Below are 16,660 nucleotides of genomic sequence, written 5' to 3' on the forward strand. Positions count from 1 at the left end.
CACCACGTGCTCGACCGCGCGTCCGGCACCGTGCCGGGCGCGCGGGGTCGGAGTGCCGCTCCGGAGGCGGCCCAGGCGCCCGGCTGTCACGCCGGAGGCGGCCCGGGCCCCCGACTCTCACGCCGGAAGCGTCACTCGCCCTCGCCGAGAAGGCCGCGGAGTTCCTTCGGGAGAAGGTCGCTGCAGCCCTGGCGGGCCTCCTGGGTGAGGGCGTCGTTGGTGCAGGTGTAGTAGTCGCTGTAGACCAGCTGGGCCACGAACGACGCGGCCACCAGGGCGAGCGCCAGGGACGCCGTGACCAGACCGCTCACCGCGGCCGTGGTCTGCGGGCGGCCCTTCTGCTCGGGCGCCGGGGAGTCCGGGTCCTGTCCGCGGGGCTTGGCGCGCAGGGCGCTGATGGCCCAGTACATGGCGAGCGAACCCAGCAGCAGCGCGACGTACGGCCAGCTGAAGAGGGCGAAGAAGAAGGCCCACATGCCGCACAGGAGGGCATAGCGCGCCCTGCGCTGGGACGGGTCCGTGGGGTCCCACCGGGGGCCCGGGGTCTGAGGACCGCTGCCCTGCTCCTCGGGGCCGCGCGGCCGGTCGCCGAAACCGCCGGAGGAACGGCCGGGCTGACGGTCGCTCCAGTTCCGGCCCCAGGGGGAGCGGCCGCCTTCCCCGCCCGAGGGGTGCCGCGGCTGCCAGGGCCGGTCGGGAGTGCCCTCGGGCGGCGGCGCGAACGGATTGTCCTCCTCGGGACCCTGCGAGCCAGGAGGGGTCCCGGGGGTCTGGGAGCCCTGCGAGCCCCCGGAGTTCTGGGAGCCGCGATCGCCGTCGCCCCCGCCCCGGGGGGCGTCGGGCGGTGAGGCGGGGCGCTCCCGCAGCAGCACGGTGCCACGCTCCCCTCCCTGGCCCGACTGCTGGGGGAACGTGAGGAATCGCAGGCTGCGGTCCGGCATCAAGTGAGCGTCTTCCCCTTAATGAAGCACGGCGTGGTCCGGCGCGACCGCCTCGCACGACGTATTCGACTACGACTGAGCTGTGAGCTGGTGCGTTCCCGTCAGCACCGCGCGGCCCGGGTCCGTCCTCCTGTGAACGCGTGGTGCGCGGTGCGCGTTCCCGCGCGCGCCCGGCGTTCCAGTACCGGCTTTCCCGGACCGGCTCGTCCCAGACGCTACCTTCCGGCCACGCCCCCGTCCCGTGGGGGCCGTCCGGTGTGCCGGTATCGTTGCTGACGGTCGGCCGCTTCGTAGGCTTCCCCGTATCCGGGGGCGCGAAGCATTCGTATGAATGTACAAAGCGCTGTGCCGCCGGCCGTACAGACGCTCCCCGAGAAAGGGCCCCACCGTGGCCGCCAAGCCCGTGGCCGAGCGCGCCAGGCGTCTCGTCGTGCTGGTCTCCGGATCCGGCACCAATCTGCAGGCGCTCCTCGACGAGATCGCCGCCACCGGCACCGAGGCGTACGGAGCCGAGATCGTGGCCGTCGGCGCCGACCGTGAGGGCATCGAGGGGCTGGCCCGGGCCGAGCGTGCCGGGCTGCCGACCTTCGTGTGCAGGGTCAGGGATCACGCGAGCCGCGAGGAGTGGGACGCGGCGCTCGCCGAGGCCGTCGCCGCCCACGAGCCCGACCTCGTGGTGTCCGCCGGGTTCATGAAGATCGTGGGCAAGGAGTTCCTCGCGCGCTTCGGCGGGCGGTTCGTCAACACCCACCCCGCCCTGCTGCCCAGTTTCCCCGGAGCCCACGGTGTGCGGGACGCGCTCGCCTACGGCGCCAAGGTCACCGGTTGCACCGTCCACTTCGTCGACGACGGCGTCGACACCGGGCCGATCATCGCGCAGGGCGTGGTGGAGGTCCGGGACGAGGACGACGAGAGCGCTCTGCACGAGCGCATCAAGGAAGTCGAGCGAAGGCTGCTCGTCGAGGTCGTGGGGCGGCTCGCCCGTAACGGCTATCGCATTGAGGGACGAAAGGTAGTTATCCAGTGACCGCCGAGAGCAACAAGCGGGCCATCCGACGGGCGCTCGTCAGCGTCTACGACAAGACCGGCCTCGAGGACCTCGCGCGCGGCCTGCACGAGGCCGGCGTGGAGCTCGTCTCCACCGGGTCCACCGCCGCGAAGATCGCCGCCGCGGGCGTCCCCGTGACCAAGGTCGAGGAGCTCACCGGCTTCCCCGAGTGCCTGGACGGCCGCGTCAAGACCCTGCACCCCAAGGTCCACGCCGGCATCCTCGCCGACCTGCGCCTGGAGGACCACCGGCGGCAGCTGACCGAGCTGGGCGTGGAGCCGTTCGGCCTCGTCGTCGTCAACCTGTACCCGTTCCGGGAGACCGTCGCCTCGGGCGCGACGCCCGACGAGTGCGTGGAGCAGATCGACATCGGCGGCCCGTCCATGGTGCGTGCCGCCGCCAAGAACCACCCGTCGGTCGCCGTGGTCACCAGCCCCGCCCGCTACGGCGACGTCCTCGCCGCGGTCCGGGACGGCGGCTTCGACCTCACCACCCGCAAGCGGCTCGCCGCGGAGGCCTTCCAGCACACGGCCGCGTACGACGTCGCCGTCGCGAGCTGGTTCGCCTCCGAGTACGCCCCGGTGGACGCTGCGGCCGACAGCGGCTCCGCCGCGGGCCGGTTCCCCGACTTCCTCGGCGCGACCTGGGAGCGCAAGAACATCCTCCGCTATGGCGAGAACCCGCACCAGCCCGCGGCGCTCTACGTGTCCGGGACGGGCGGTCTCGCCGAGGCCGAGCAGCTGCACGGCAAGGAGATGTCGTACAACAACTACACGGACACGGACGCCGCCCTCCGTGCCGCGTACGACCACGACGCCCCGGCCGTCGCGATCATCAAGCACGCCAACCCGTGCGGTATCGCGGTCGGCGCGGACGTCGCCGAGGCGCACCGCAAGGCGCACGCGTGCGACCCGCTGTCGGCGTTCGGCGGTGTGATCGCGGTCAACCGTCCGGTGTCGAAGGAGATGGCCGAGCAGGTCGCGGAGATCTTCACCGAGGTCATCGTCGCGCCGGACTACGAGGAGGGCGCCCTCGACGCCCTCACCAAGAAGAAGAACATCCGCGTGCTGCGTGCCCCCGAGGCCCCGGCCGCCCCCGTCGAGGTCAAGCCCATCGACGGCGGCGCCCTCCTCCAGGTCACCGACCGCCTCCAGGCCGAGGGCGACGACCCGGCGACCTGGACGCTGGCCACCGGTGAGGCCCTCTCCGAGGCGGAGCTGGCCGATCTCGCCTTCGCCTGGAGGGCCTGCCGCGCGGTGAAGTCCAACGCGATCCTGCTTGCCAAGGACGGCGCCTCCGTGGGCGTCGGCATGGGCCAGGTCAACCGTGTCGACTCCGCGAAGCTGGCGGTGGAGCGGGCGGGCGCCGAGCGCGCGGCCGGTTCCTACGCAGCCTCGGACGCGTTCTTCCCGTTCCCCGACGGCCTGGAGATCCTGACCGAGGCCGGCGTGAAGGCCGTGGTCCAGCCCGGCGGTTCGGTCCGCGACGAACTGGTCGTCGAGGCCGCGAAGAAGGCGGGCGTGACCATGTACTTCACCGGCACGCGCCACTTCTTCCACTGACGGCCGAGGCTGACGGCCGACGCCACGCACGGGCCGTGTCCCACCACCGGGAGTGGGACACGGCCCCGACGTCAGTGGTGCGAACTGTCCGTTCGCGCGACGCGTCAGTAGCGGGGGCGGGCGAACCAGGCTGTGCCGCTGGGGACTACCGGGGCCGCGGTGATGATGGCGCCGAAGACGACCCACAGCAGCGGGAAGATGACTGCCGTGGCCATGCCGGAGTCCAGGCCGATGAACAGGCCCACCAGACCGAGGATCGTGCCGAGCGCGCCGTAGACGACCGTGGTGATCCGGATGCCCTGGCCGCCCCTGCCGAACTTCACGCCGAGCGTGATGGACAGCGCCGCCAGGCCGAGCGTGAACAGTGCCAGGAACACCAGCGCACCGGCCGCGATGTCACCGCCCTCGCCGATCGAGCTGAACGGGTCATCGGAGGAAGCGCTGAGGTCGTCGGCGGCGTCGGTGACGTCGTTGACGAAGGCTGCCACGTACATCCAGGAAAGGCCCGCCAGGATCTGCACCGCCGAGATGATGAACAGGAAGACCCGGGCGGTCACGAGCAACCCCGGCATCGACTGCGGCGCCATCACGTTGGCACCCGGATAACCCGGGTAGCCGGGGTAGCCGTAGCCCTGCTGTGGCGGTGCGCCGGGCGGGGGCGGGGTCTGCTGGGGGTAGCCGTAACCCGGAGCGCCGGCCGGAGGCTGCTGGGGCGGCTGCCCGTAAGGGTTGTTCGGGTCGCCGAAACTCATGGCGGTTTTTCCTCCGTTGTCATTCACGTGCGGGGACGACGCGAGGCGCGGCGCGGAGGAAGTTCTACAGATGCGGTCCGTCCCCCCGGTTCTGCCCGCGGCACTGTGCCCCTCATCGTTCTTGACCGTTCCTTTCCCTGTCCAGCCGTACGTCGTATGTGTTGTGCAAGTGCAACATCACTGATCTTGGGCGGATGGGAGTGGAAGAGGACCGGTCGCGGATCGCGGCCCCGGCGACGGACCGGAATGCGGGCTGATTGGTACCGGGGCCCGGTCATCCGCGAGGATGGGGGGCATGACCGCCCAGATTCTCGATGGCAAGGCCACCGCAGCCGAGATCAAGTCCGATCTGACCGCCCGTGTGGCGGCGCTGAAGGAGAAGGGCGTCACGCCCGGCCTCGGCACCATCCTCGTGGGGGAGGACCCCGGCAGCCAGAAGTACGTCGCCGGCAAGCACCGCGACTGCGCCCAGGTGGGCATCGCCTCCATCCAGCGCGAACTGCCGGAGACGGCCACCCAGGAGGAGATCGAGGCGGTCGTCCGTGAGCTGAACGAGGACCCCGCCTGCACCGGGTACATCGTCCAGCTGCCGCTCCCCAAGGGCATCGACGAGAACCGCATCCTCGAACTGATGGACCCGGACAAGGACGCCGACGGCCTCCACCCGATGAACCTGGGCCGCCTCGTCCTGAACGAGCCGGCTCCGCTGCCCTGCACCCCCAACGGCATCATCACCCTGCTGCGCCGTCACGGCGTGGAGATCAAGGGTGCCGAGGTCGTGGTGGTCGGGCGGGGTGTCACCATCGGCCGCCCGATGCCGCTGCTGCTGACCCGGCGCAGCGAGAACGCCACCGTGACCCAGTGCCACACCGGCACGCGCGACCTGCCGGCGCATCTGCGGCGGGCGGACATCATCGTGGCCGCCGCGGGCAGCGCCCATCTGATCCGCCCCGAGGACGTCAAGCCGGGCGCGGCCGTCCTCGACGTCGGTGTCTCCCGCAGTGCGGAGGGCAAGATCGTGGGCGATGTCCACCCGGGCGTCGCCGAGGTGGCCGGCTGGGTCGCCCCGAACCCCGGTGGCGTCGGCCCGATGACCCGGGCCCAACTGCTGGTCAACGTGGTCGAGGCGGCGGAGCGCAGTGTCGGCTGAGCGGAACGCCCCCGAGGCCACGGACCCCTCCGGCGCTCCTCGGGCGGCGGTGGAGCGGCCGGCGGACGTCACCGTCCGCGATGCCGTCAGCGCGCCCGACGACACAGGCCGGCCGCGGCGTGCCACCCGCCGGTTCCCGCTGTTCACCCGGGACACCGCGCGTCCCGAGGGCGGAGGCAGGGCCGCTCCGGGGGACGCGCCCGCGCCCGCCCGTCAGTGGCCGGTCCTCGCCGTGCTGCTCACGGTCGCGCTGGGGCTGCTGATGACCGCGATGGACCAGTTCCGGCTCGGCACGCTGCTGATCGGAGTGGCCCTGGTGACCGGGGCCCTGCTGCGCTGGCTGGTGCGGAACGTCGGCATGCTCGCGGTGCGCTCCCGGTTCACCGACATCGTCACCTACGGCGGACTGGGTCTGGGAATCGTGCTGCTGGCGCTGATGGTCCAGCCACATCCGAAGCTGAGGATCCCGTTCCTGGCGGATCTGCTGCACTTCACGATCAGCGGCTGAGCCGCACCGGAGTGGCCTCGCACGAGGGCCCGTCCTCACCCCCGTGAGAGGACGGGCCCTCCGCCGCGCACCACACTCCTGTACGACGAAGGGCCCGTTCAACGGCTGTCCGGCCGCTGTGGCACGGAAGTGACCGTTCCGGTACGTCGCCCGGAATCCCCGCACGGACCCGTGATGCGGCTGCGGCCCGCTCGCGACACATCAGCGGCTCCGGGACCTGCGACGAGGCATCTTCCCTGCCCGGGGCCTGCCTCGGAGCGGGTGGGGCGCGCGGGATTCATCTGCTCATCCTTGCGGCGTCGGTGTTCATCCGATGACAAGTTCGCGCATGTGTGGCGAAGTGGTGCGGAGGCAGGTCGAGCAGGAACAATGAGGGCGGTCCGGGATGTCCCGCCCGTCAGTTCCGGGTTCTGTACGGTCCAGGGGGCGACCGGTGGGAGACTGGACCGCAAGCGAGCAGGCGTGTGATGGTGCGCGCCCGCAGTCCTGATGCTCCCGTGCGCCCCCACCCCGGGAACTGGGACCCCGGCCGCCTGCATCCCTGTGGGTAGCCAGACGGGGACTCGGCAGAGGGCACCATGCGCGAGGGAAAGAACAGCACGAACCGGGGGGAAGAGGGGGGAAGCAATGCCTCGTTGGAAGGCCTTGCCGGAAGAGCTCGATCCGCAGATCAGGGAGTTCACGAGCCAGCTCAGGCGGGTGGTGGACCGTAGTGGCCTGAGTGTCGCGTCGGTCGCCGACCGCACGGGCTACAGCAAGACGTCCTGGGAGCGTTATCTGAACGGACGGCTGCTCGCGCCGAAGGGTGCGATCGTGGCCCTGGCCGAGGTCACCGGGACCAACCCGCTGCACCTCACCACCATGTGGGAGCTCGCCGAGCGCGCCTGGAGCCGTTCGGAGATGCGTCACGACATGACGATGGAGGCCATCCGGATCTCGCAGGCGCGTGCCGCGCTCAGCGAGGTCGCCGGGCCGTCGTCGGGCAGCAGACCGGGCAAGGGCGGCGCCGCCGTCCGTCCGGGGGGCGCGGGGCCGGCCGGTGTCGCGCCCAGTGTGCCGCCGCAGCCGACCGCCTCCGAGGTACGTGACGCCGTGGGCGGTTCGCCCGGCGGGAACTCCTGGGGTGTCTCCGGAGCGCCGCGGCCGGGCCCCGGCGGCTACGGTGCGGCGACCGCGGTGCCTGCCACCGGCGACGGAGGACCGGCGGGGGCGTACGGCCCGCCGCCCCGGGACGCGTCCGGTCACGGCCGCTCGGGCGGCTCCGGCCGGGCCGGCGCCAAGAAGCGGACCTCCACGTTCGTCGTCGGTGCGCTGGGGGTGCTGGTGGTGGTCGCCGCCGCGTTCTACGTCATCGGGACCGAGGGCGACAAGAAGAAGGACGAAGCGCGGAAGTCCCCGTCGCCCACCGCCACCGTCGACGTGAACCTGCCCCCGGGCGTCAAGTGCAACGGGGAGAGCTGCGCCGGCAAGGACGCCGAGGTCATGGGATGCAGCGGTGACCTCGTCACCACGGCGCAGACCGCCACCGTCGGCGCCACCACGGTGGAGGTCCGCTACAGCGAGACCTGCGGCGCGGCATGGGGACGGATCACCCAGGCCGCCCAGGGTGACACCGTCGAGATCAGCTCGGGCACGTCGAAGCAGAGCGACACCGTCACCGCGGCCGGCGACACCGTCACCTACACCCCGATGGTGCCGGCCGACAGCGCGACGGACGCGAAGGCCTGCGCGGTCCTGGCCGCTTCCGGCGAGAAGGGCTGCACGGAGTAGTCCGGCCGTGGCTCCCGGCGCGCTTCCGGCGGCGGGGGCGGGAGGGCCTCCCGCCCGGTCCGGCGCCCGCGTCCGGGCCTCCCGCCCGGTCTGGCGCCCGCGTCCGGGCCTCCCGCCCGGTCCGGCGCCCGGAAGCACCCGGGCAGTCTGCCCTGCCCGACGCCCCGGAACTCCGGCGGTTCAGCGGTCCACCCCCGGCTCTGGTAGTCCGCCGTACCGGCGGGGACGCGCGTCGGACCCGGTGTTTCACGGCTCCGATGGTGGGGGGCAATCGTTCGGGACGGAGCTTCGGGGCGGCAGGTGCGTACCCGCTCGCGGCCCGCAGGTCCGCCGTGGCGGCAAGGGGTGCGCGGGGGTGAGGACGCGGCCGCTCGCCGGGGAGTGCGCGTTCCCGCGGTGCGGGTCGCTCGTGCGGTGGCCCGGGCTCCCGGCCTGTGCCGTCCCGGGCGGGACCGGCGCGGGGGTGAGGACGCGGCCGCTCGCCGGGGAGTGCGCGTTCCCGCGGTGCGGGTCGCTCGTGCGGTGGCCCGGGCTCCCGGCCTGCGCCGTCCCGGGCGGGACCGGCCTGTGGTGCCGCGCGATCCGGGACGCGGGGTGTGGTGCCGGCGCGGGGCGACTGAAGGACGTGCGGGGCCATCGACGGAACGGTGGGCCGTTCGCTCGGGGCGAGGGCGAGGGCGAGGGCGAGGGCGAGGGGCCGGGCTGCGGTGCGTGCTGCCCGGTGTCGAGCCGGGCCGTGGCGGGTGGGTGTGGGTCCGGAGCGGCGCTCCGGGGCGGGACGGCCTCCACGTGTACGCCATATGGGCCCCTGTGTGTGGGGAAATCGTGGGGACGTGAATGCCGCCGCGAAAGACGGGCACGCGAAAAGTACCCCCACGGGAGTCCGGCACGGTCGGTCCCCGACGGCGGCCGCCCGTCCCCACCTCTCCCGGACGGTGCGGCCGCCCTTTCCGTGCCCTCCCGGCTACCCGGGTGCGCACGCGGTCACTCTGTGGGGCGGGCCACAGGGAGCCCGGCCTTCCGCGCTCGTGGATGCGCGATAGCCTGACCGCTGGATCTCTCTTGACGCCAAGAGATCGATCATGCGAACCGATGATCGATCATCGTGGCGGACGCCGGTCACGAGCCGGAGCGGGATCCCGCACCCCGGGGCAGGGACCGCCCCACCGCCAGCTGTCATACGGAGAACGCCATGACCCGCACTCCCGTGAACGTCACCGTCACCGGCGCGGCCGGCCAGATCGGTTACGCCCTGCTCTTCCGCATCGCCTCCGGCCAGCTGCTCGGCGCGGACGTGCCGGTCAAGCTGCGCCTGCTGGAGATCACGCCCGCGCTGAAGGCCGCCGAGGGCACCGCCATGGAGCTGGACGACTGCGCGTTCCCGCTGCTGCAGGGCATCGACATCACGGACGACCCGAACGTGGCCTTCGACGGCGCGAACGTCGGTCTCCTCGTGGGCGCCCGTCCGCGCACCAAGGGCATGGAGCGCGGTGACCTCCTCGAGGCCAACGGCGGCATCTTCAAGCCGCAGGGCCAGGCCATCAACGCCCACGCCGCGGACGACATCCGCGTCCTGGTCGTCGGCAACCCGGCCAACACCAACGCGCTGATCGCCCAGGCCGCCGCCCCGGACGTCCCCGCCGAGCGGTTCACCGCCATGACCCGCCTGGACCACAACCGCGCGCTGACCCAGCTGTCGAAGAAGACCGGCGTGCCGGTCTCCGAGATCAAGAAGCTGACGATCTGGGGCAACCACTCCGCCACCCAGTACCCGGACATCTTCCACGCCACCGTCGCCGGCAAGAACGCCGCCGAGGTCGTGAACGACGAGAAGTGGCTGGCCGAGGACTTCATCCCGACCGTCGCCAAGCGCGGTGCCGCGATCATCGAGGCCCGTGGCGCCTCGTCGGCCGCCTCCGCCGCCAACGCCGCCATCGACCACGTGTACACCTGGGTCAACGGCACCGCCGAGGGCGACTGGGCCTCCATGGGCATCCCGTCGGACGGCTCCTACGGCGTCCCGGAGGGCCTGATCTCCTCCTTCCCGGTCACCGTGAAGGACGGGAAGTACGAGATCGTCCAGGGCCTGGAGATCAACGAGTTCTCCCGCACCCGCATCGACGCCTCCGTCAAGGAGCTCGAGGAGGAGCGCGAGGCGGTCCGCGGCCTCGGCCTCATCTGATCCCTTCCGCGCGGTGCCCGGACATCCGATCCGGTCCGCGCAGGACTTCGGGCCCCGCACCGGTTTGCCGGTGCGGGGCCCGCCGCGTTCGCGCGTTCCCGTTCCGGGGATCGGCTCCCGGCCCGGTCCGCTCCGTGCGTGATTTCTGGTGCTTTCTCCCTGGATTCAGTGACTCGACGCACTTCCGTTCGGCGATTGGGCATGCATTCGAAGCATCAGGGCAGGCGCACCCGGTCCCGTGGGCGACACATGTGTCATGCACGGACAGGGAACAGGAACGGAAGGCAGTTACCGATCATGGCGGACACCACAGAACATCCGGTGCGCGACACCATCCACGTGGGGGGCGAGTGGCGGGCCGCCGTCTCGGGGGCCACCCGCGAGATCCTCGACCCCGCGGACGCCCTGCCGTTCGCCGTGGTCGCGGAGGGCGACGAGAAGGACACCGACCTCGCGGTGGCCGCCGCACGCCGCGCCTTCGACGAGGGCCCCTGGCCGCGCACGCCCGTCGCCGAACGGGCCGCGCTGCTGCGCCGCGTCGCCGAACTGCTCGTGCGGGACCGGGAGAAGCTCGGCCTGCTGGAGAGCCGGGACGCGGGCAAGACCGTCGAGGAGGGCCGCGTCGACATCGACTGCGTGGCCGACGCCTTCCGTTACTTCGCCGACCTGGTCGCCGGGGAGGCGCCCGGACGCGTCGTCGACGCAGGATCGCCCGACATCCACAGCGTCGTCGTGCACGAGCCGGTCGGCGTCTGCGCGCTGATCACACCGTGGAACTACCCGCTGCTCCAGGCCAGTTGGAAGATCGCTCCGGCTCTCGCGGCCGGCAACACCTTCGTGGTCAAGCCCAGCGAGCTCACCCCGCTCACCACCGTCGCCCTCATCGGCCTGCTGACGGAGGCCGGTCTGCCCGCCGGTGTCGCGGGCATCGTCACCGGCCCCGGCCGCACCGTCGGCGCCCGGCTGGCCGAGCACCCCGACGTCGACCTGGTCTCCTTCACCGGCGGTCTGGCCAGCGGCACCGAGGTCGCCCGGGCCGCCGCCCCCACCGTGAAGAAGGTGGCCCTCGAACTCGGCGGCAAGAACCCCAATGTGGTCTTCGCCGACGCCTGCGCCACCGACGAGGGCTTCGACACCGCCGTCGACCAGGCCCTCAACGCGGCCTTCATCCACAGCGGCCAGGTCTGCTCCGCGGGCTCGCGGCTCATCGTCGAGGAGCCGGTCAGGGACCGCTTCGTCGCCGAACTCGCCCGCCGCGCCGAGAGGATCAGGCTCGGCCGGGGCACCGGGGACGGCGTGGAATGCGGCCCCCTGGTCTCCGAACAGCAGCGCGCGAAGGTCGAGGCGTACGTCGAGTCGGCGCTCAAGGAGGGCGCGGTGCTGCGCTCCGGCGGCAAGCGGCCCGAGCCGTCCGCCGAACGCCCCGAGGCCGGCTACTTCTACGAGCCGACCGTCCTCGACCGCTGCCACCGTGGGATGCGCGTCGTGCGCGAGGAGGTCTTCGGACCGGTCCTCACCGTCGAGACCTTCCGCACCGAGGACGAGGCGGTCGCCCTCGCCAACGACACTGAGTACGGGCTGGCCGGGGCCGTATGGACCGCCGACGCGGGCCGCGCCCGGCGCGTGGCCGGACGGCTGCGCCACGGCACCGTATGGATCAACGACTTCCACCCCTACCTCCCGCAGGCGGAGTGGGGCGGATTCGGCAGGAGCGGAGTGGGCCGCGAACTCGGCCCGGCCGGTCTCGCCGAGTACCGCGAGACCAAGCACGTGTACCAGAACCTGGCGCCGAAGCCGGTGCGCTGGTTCGCGGGCTGAGCGACCGCAGCCGCGCACCGCGCACCCGCACCACCGCACGGTGTCCCCGCGCCACCACACCCGTCGGCAACACCCCACCGCTCGTCACGCAGTCGGCTCCCTGTCCCTCACGCGGCTCGTCGCACCGCCTGTCATCCCGCCCGTCCCACCGCGACCCACCCACCCGTCCCCGAGTCCCCGGAGGAGTACCACCCCGATGCCAGCTCACACCCATGAACGTGACATCACCTACGACTACGTCGTCATAGGCGGCGGCACCGCCGGATCCGTCATCGCCTCCCGGCTGACCGAGAACCCGGACGTGACCGTCGCCGTCATCGAGGGCGGCCCCAGCGACGTCGGCCGTGACGACGTGCTGACCCTGCGCCGCTGGATGGGCCTGCTCGGTGGCGAGCTGGACTACGACTACCCCACCACCGAGCAGCCGCGCGGCAATTCGCGCATCCGGCACAGCCGCGCCCGGGTCCTCGGCGGCTGTTCCTCGCACAACACGCTCATCGCGTTCAAGCCGCTGCCGTCCGACTGGGACGAGTGGGAGGCGGCCGGCGCCGAGGGCTGGGGCGCGGCGCGGATGGAGCCGTACTACACCCGCCTCGAGAACAACATCGTGCCGGTCGACGAGAAGGACCGGAACGCCATCGCCCGGGACTTCGTCGACGCCGCGCGGGCGGCCCTCGACGTCCCGCGGATCGAGGGCTTCAACGAGCAGCCGTTCACCGAGGGCGTCGGCTTCTTCGACCTGGCCTACCACCCGGAGGACAACAAGCGTTCATCGGCGTCGGTGGCCTATCTGCACCCGGTGATGGACGAACGCCCGAACCTCACGATCATGCTGGAGACCTGGGCGTACCGGCTGGAGCTGAACGGCACCCGCGCCGAGGGCGTCCACGTGCGCACCAAGGACGGCGAGGAGATCCTCGTCAGGGCGCGAGCCGAGGTCGTGCTGTGCGCCGGCGCCGTCGACTCGCCGCGCCTGCTGCTGCACTCCGGCATCGGACCCAAGGCCGATCTGGAGGCGCTCGGCATCCCCGTGGCACACGATCTGCCCGGCGTCGGCGAGAACCTGCTCGACCACCCCGAGTCGGTGATCGTCTGGGAGACGGACGGCCCCATCCCCGACAACTCCGCGATGGACTCCGACGCCGGCCTGTTCGTGCGCCGCGACCCCGAACACGCGGGCCCCGACCTGATGTTCCACTTCTACCAGATCCCGTTCACCGACAACCCGGAGCGACTGGGCTACCGGCGGCCGGAGTTCGGCGTCTCCATGACCCCGAACATCCCCAAGCCGAAGTCCCGTGGCCGGCTGTTCCTCACCAGCGCCGACCCCGGGGTCAAACCCGCCCTGGACTTCCGCTACTTCACCGACGAGGACGACTACGACGGCCGCACCCTCGTCGACGGCATCCGGATCGCCCGCGAGATCGCGAAGACCGAACCGCTGGCGCACTGGCTCAAGAGCGAGGTCGCCCCCGGACCGGACGTCACCGGCGACGAGGAGCTCAGCGAGTACGCCCGTAAGGCCGCCCACACCGTCTACCACCCGGCAGGCACCTGCAGAATGGGCGCAGCCGACGACGAACAGGCGGTCGTCGACCCCGAGTTGCGGATCCGCGGCCTGGAGGGCATCCGGATCGCGGACGCCTCCGTCTTCCCGGCCATGACCGCCGTCAACCCGATGATCGCCGTCCTCATGGTCGGCGAGCGGGCCGCCGAGCTGATCGGCGGTGCCGCGTGACGACCACCCCGGCCACCGCCACCGCGAATCCGGACACCGGCACCCCCGTCTTCTCCGTCGACGGCCTGTGGAAGGTCTTCGGCCCCCAGGCCGACCGCGTCCCCGGCGACCCGGAGCTCACCGCCCTCGACCCGGCCGAACTGCGCTCCCGCACCGGCTGCACGGCCGCCGTCAGGGATGTGGGCTTCGACGTCCGCAAGGGCGAGGTCTTCGTCGTCATGGGCCTGTCCGGCTCCGGCAAGTCCACCCTGGTGCGCTGTCTGACCCGGCTGATCGAGCCGACCGCGGGCACCATCGCCATCGACGGCGAGGACGTCCGCGCCATGGACAAGGCACGGCTGCGCGAACTGCGCCGGCACCGCGCCGCCATGGTCTTCCAGCACTTCGGCCTGCTGCCGCACCGCACCGTCCTCGACAACGTCGCCTACGGCCTGGAGATCCAGGGCATGGGCAAGGCGGAACGCCGCGAGAAGGCCGCCCAGGTGGTCGCCAAGGTCGGCCTGGAGGGCATGGAGGAACGCAGACCCGCCCAGCTCTCCGGTGGGCAGCAGCAGCGTGTCGGCCTGGCCCGCGCCCTCGCCGTCGACCCCGAGGTCCTCCTCTTCGACGAGCCGTTCAGTGCCCTCGACCCGCTGATCCGGCGCGACATGCAGGAGGAGGTGATCCGGCTGCACCACGAGGAGGGCCGCACGATGGTCTTCATCACCCACGACCTCCAGGAGGCTCTGCGGCTCGGCGACCGGATCGCCCTGATGCGCGACGGCCGCGTGGTCCAGCTGGGCACGCCCGAGGAGATCGTGGGCTCGCCCGCCGACGACTACGTCCGTGACTTCGTCCGGGACGTCCCGCGCGAGCAGGTCATGAGCGTCCGCACCGCGATGCGCCCCGGAGACTGCGGCGGTCCCGACCACCCGGGGGCCCTCGCGCCCGACACCGTCGTCGCCCGCGCCATCGAGGTCGTCGCCCGTACGGGCCGGGCCGCCTGTGTCGTGGAGAACGGCCGCTGCCTCGGCCGGGTCGACCAGGCCGGCCTCCTGCGGGTCGTCGCCGGAATCGACGGCGGTCCGGCGAAGGAGGCCGCCTGATGAGCTCCGGTATCGCAACCGACGCCGTGGACACGGCCACCGGGACCGCACGGAGGTGGGGCATATGAGTGCCGTCACCACCCCGGCCCCGCCCTCGCCGCCCACGGAACCGGCCAAGGAGCGGGCGCCGCGAGCGGCCCGCTCACGGACGGCCCACCCGCTGCTGCGCCGTCTCCTCCCCCTGGCCGTCGCCGCGGTCGTGCTCGTGCCGGTCGCGGCAGCCCTCTGGGGCAGCGGAGCCTGGCCGTCCGCACTGACCGCCGACGTGCGGACACCACTGGACGACGCCTACGCCTGGGTGGTGCGCAACCGGGACACCCACCCCGTCTTCCTCTACTTCCTGCTCCATCTGAGCAACTGGTCCGACGACTCCGTCGGCTGGATGACGGACCTGCTGGTGAACGTCGGCTGGTTCCCCGTGACGCTGGGCGCGGTCCTGCTCTCCTGGCGCATCGGCGGCCTGCGCGGCCGGCGCGGACCGAAGCTCGCCGGCATCACGCTCGGCTGCTTCGTGGTGTGCGGCCTGCTCGGCATGTGGGAAGCCACCATGGAGACCCTCGCCCTCATGGCGATCGCGGTCGCCGTGTCCGCGGTCATCGGCGGCCTGCTCGGCCTGGGCGGCGGCCTGTCGGACCGCTTCCAGCGGATCCTGCGCCCGGTGCTGGACACCATGCAGATCATGCCGGCGTTCGCCTACCTGCTGCCGCTCGTGCTGCTCTTCGGCATCGGCGTGCCCTCCGCGCTGATCGCCACGATCATCTACGCCGCCCCGCCCATGGCCCGGCTCACCGCGCTCGGCCTGCGGGGCGCCGACACGGGCGTGATGGAGGCCGCCCGGTCTCTGGGCGCGAGTCCGTGGCAGCGGCTGCTGACCGCCCGTCTGCCGCTGGCCCGCAAGGAGATCCTGCTCGGCCTCAACCAGACGATCATGATGGCCCTGTCCATGGTCACCATCGCCTCCGTGGTCGGCGCCGGCGGCCTCGGCGAGGAGGTCTTCCAGGCCCTGTCCACCGTCGACGTCGGCAGGGCACTCGCCGCGGGCATCCCGATCGTGCTGCTGGCCGTCTGGCTGGACCGCACCACCGCCGCCGCCGGTGACCGTCTCGGTGAGGGCTCCGACCCCTCCGCCGTCCGGCTGCTGCACGGATGGCGCGGCTGGAGCCTGACGGCCGGCGTGGGCGTCGTGGTCTCCGCGGTGGGCGCCGTGCTGCTCATCGAGGAGTGGCCCGAGCCGTGGACCGTGGACATCTCCCAGCCGGTCAACCGGGCCATGGACTGGTTCACCGGCCATCTCGCCGAGGGGGTGCCCGTCCTGGGCGGCACCCGCACCTGGGCCGACGGCTTCACCACCTGGGTGCTCGACCCGCTCCGCGACGGCCTGACCGCCACCCCGTGGTGGCTCCTCGTCCTGCTCGCCGCGGCGCTCGGCCTCCTCGCGGGCGGCTGGGGCGCCATGGTCACGGCCGCCGCGTCCATGGCCGGCATCGGTGTCATCGACGTGTGGAACCGCTCCCTCGACACCCTGTCGCAGGCCATCGCGGGCGTCGTCGTCACCCTCCTGCTCGGCTTCCTCATCGGGGTGATCGCCGCCCGGGTGCCGGTGGTGGAACGCGTGCTGCGGCCCCTGCTCGACACCCTGCAGACCCTGCCGCAGTTCATCTACCTGATCCCGGTGGTGGCCCTGTTCAACGTGGGCCGCTCCGCCGCCGTCGCCGCGGCGGTGCTCTACGCGCTGCCCGCCGTCATCCGGATCACCGTGCAGGGCCTGCGCCAGGTGGACCCCGCGGCACTGGAGGCGTCCCGGTCCCTGGGCGCCAGTACCTTCCAGCAGATCCGCCAGGTCCAGGTGCCGCTGGCCCGCCCGGCGCTGATGCTCGCCCTCAACCAGGGCGTCGTCCTCGTCCTCGCCATGGTCATCGTCGGTGGCTTCGTCGGCTCCGGCGCCCTCGGCTACGACGTCGTCTACGGCCTCCAGAAGAGCGAGCTGGGCACCGGCCTGACCGCCGGCGTCGCGATCGTGCTGCTCGGACTCGTCCTGGACCGCACGACCCAGCGCACCCGGGCCACGACCGGTACACCCTGACCCCCGACCCGGAGCCCGCTCCG

12 protein-coding genes are annotated in these 16,660 nt (G+C 72.3%); 10 read left to right on the top strand and 2 right to left on the bottom strand.

The genetic code is table 11. The features are described 5' to 3' along the window. Window positions 1–131 precede the first annotated feature (131 nt). On the bottom strand, window positions 132–941 hold the full coding sequence (locus ACIF9R_RS07390) for a hypothetical protein (RefSeq protein ID WP_399975540.1): 810 nt from the start codon (window positions 939–941) through the stop codon (window positions 132–134). Window positions 942–1,329: 388 nt separating this feature from the next. Between ACIF9R_RS07390 and purN the strand changes: the two genes are divergently transcribed. Both purN and purH read left to right on the top strand, forming a co-directional pair. Next, window positions 1,330–1,968, top strand: a complete 639-nt coding sequence (gene purN / locus ACIF9R_RS07395) for a phosphoribosylglycinamide formyltransferase (protein ID WP_399975542.1) — start codon at window positions 1,330–1,332, stop codon at window positions 1,966–1,968. Then, window positions 1,965–3,551 (top strand): bifunctional phosphoribosylaminoimidazolecarboxamide formyltransferase/IMP cyclohydrolase, encoded by a 1,587-nt coding sequence (gene purH, locus ACIF9R_RS07400; protein ID WP_399975544.1) that lies wholly within the window; start codon window positions 1,965–1,967, stop codon window positions 3,549–3,551. The genes purN and purH overlap by 4 nt, the downstream gene beginning before the upstream one ends. 104 nt (window positions 3,552–3,655) lie before the next feature. Here the strand turns inward: purH and ACIF9R_RS07405 are convergent, their stop codons facing one another. Next, on the bottom strand, window positions 3,656–4,303 hold the full coding sequence (locus ACIF9R_RS07405) for a hypothetical protein (RefSeq protein ID WP_399975546.1): 648 nt from the start codon (window positions 4,301–4,303) through the stop codon (window positions 3,656–3,658). Between the two features lie 295 nt (window positions 4,304–4,598). On the opposite strand from ACIF9R_RS07405, the gene ACIF9R_RS07410 reads away from it, so the two are divergent. From ACIF9R_RS07410 to ACIF9R_RS07445, 8 genes are all read left to right on the top strand, one after another. Then, window positions 4,599–5,453 carry a bifunctional methylenetetrahydrofolate dehydrogenase/methenyltetrahydrofolate cyclohydrolase gene (locus ACIF9R_RS07410; protein ID WP_399975548.1) on the top strand — a complete coding sequence of 285 codons (855 nt, stop codon included), beginning with the start codon at window positions 4,599–4,601 and terminating at the stop codon, window positions 5,451–5,453. Then, window positions 5,443–5,961, top strand: a complete 519-nt coding sequence (locus ACIF9R_RS07415) for a DUF3017 domain-containing protein (RefSeq protein WP_399975550.1) — start codon at window positions 5,443–5,445, stop codon at window positions 5,959–5,961. The genes ACIF9R_RS07410 and ACIF9R_RS07415 overlap by 11 nt, the downstream gene beginning before the upstream one ends. A 627-nt stretch (window positions 5,962–6,588) precedes the next feature. Continuing rightward, window positions 6,589–7,731: a DUF2690 domain-containing protein gene (locus tag ACIF9R_RS07420; protein WP_399975553.1), complete on the top strand. Its 1,143-nt coding sequence runs from the start codon at window positions 6,589–6,591 to the stop codon at window positions 7,729–7,731. A 1,192-nt stretch (window positions 7,732–8,923) separates the two neighbouring features. Next, window positions 8,924–9,913 carry a malate dehydrogenase gene (locus ACIF9R_RS07425; protein ID WP_399975555.1) on the top strand — a complete coding sequence of 330 codons (990 nt, stop codon included), beginning with the start codon at window positions 8,924–8,926 and terminating at the stop codon, window positions 9,911–9,913. A gap of 297 nt (window positions 9,914–10,210) precedes the next feature. Further along, window positions 10,211–11,731: an aldehyde dehydrogenase family protein gene (locus ACIF9R_RS07430; protein ID WP_399975558.1), complete on the top strand. Its 1,521-nt coding sequence runs from the start codon at window positions 10,211–10,213 to the stop codon at window positions 11,729–11,731. Between the two features lie 196 nt (window positions 11,732–11,927). Beyond that, entirely contained in the window at window positions 11,928–13,469 is a 1,542-nt protein-coding gene (locus tag ACIF9R_RS07435; protein ID WP_399975561.1) for a GMC family oxidoreductase, read from the top strand. After that, window positions 13,466–14,554, top strand: a complete 1,089-nt coding sequence (locus ACIF9R_RS07440; RefSeq protein ID WP_399975564.1) for a glycine betaine/L-proline ABC transporter ATP-binding protein — start codon at window positions 13,466–13,468, stop codon at window positions 14,552–14,554. The genes ACIF9R_RS07435 and ACIF9R_RS07440 overlap by 4 nt, the downstream gene beginning before the upstream one ends. 64 nt (window positions 14,555–14,618) lie before the next feature. Continuing rightward, window positions 14,619–16,637, top strand: a complete 2,019-nt coding sequence (locus ACIF9R_RS07445) for an ABC transporter permease subunit (protein WP_399975566.1) — start codon at window positions 14,619–14,621, stop codon at window positions 16,635–16,637. The last annotated feature ends 23 nt before the right edge of the window (window positions 16,638–16,660 follow it).

The organism is Streptomyces sp. NPDC086080 (assembly GCF_044540255.1).
Lineage (GTDB): Bacteria > Actinomycetota > Actinomycetes > Streptomycetales > Streptomycetaceae > Streptomyces.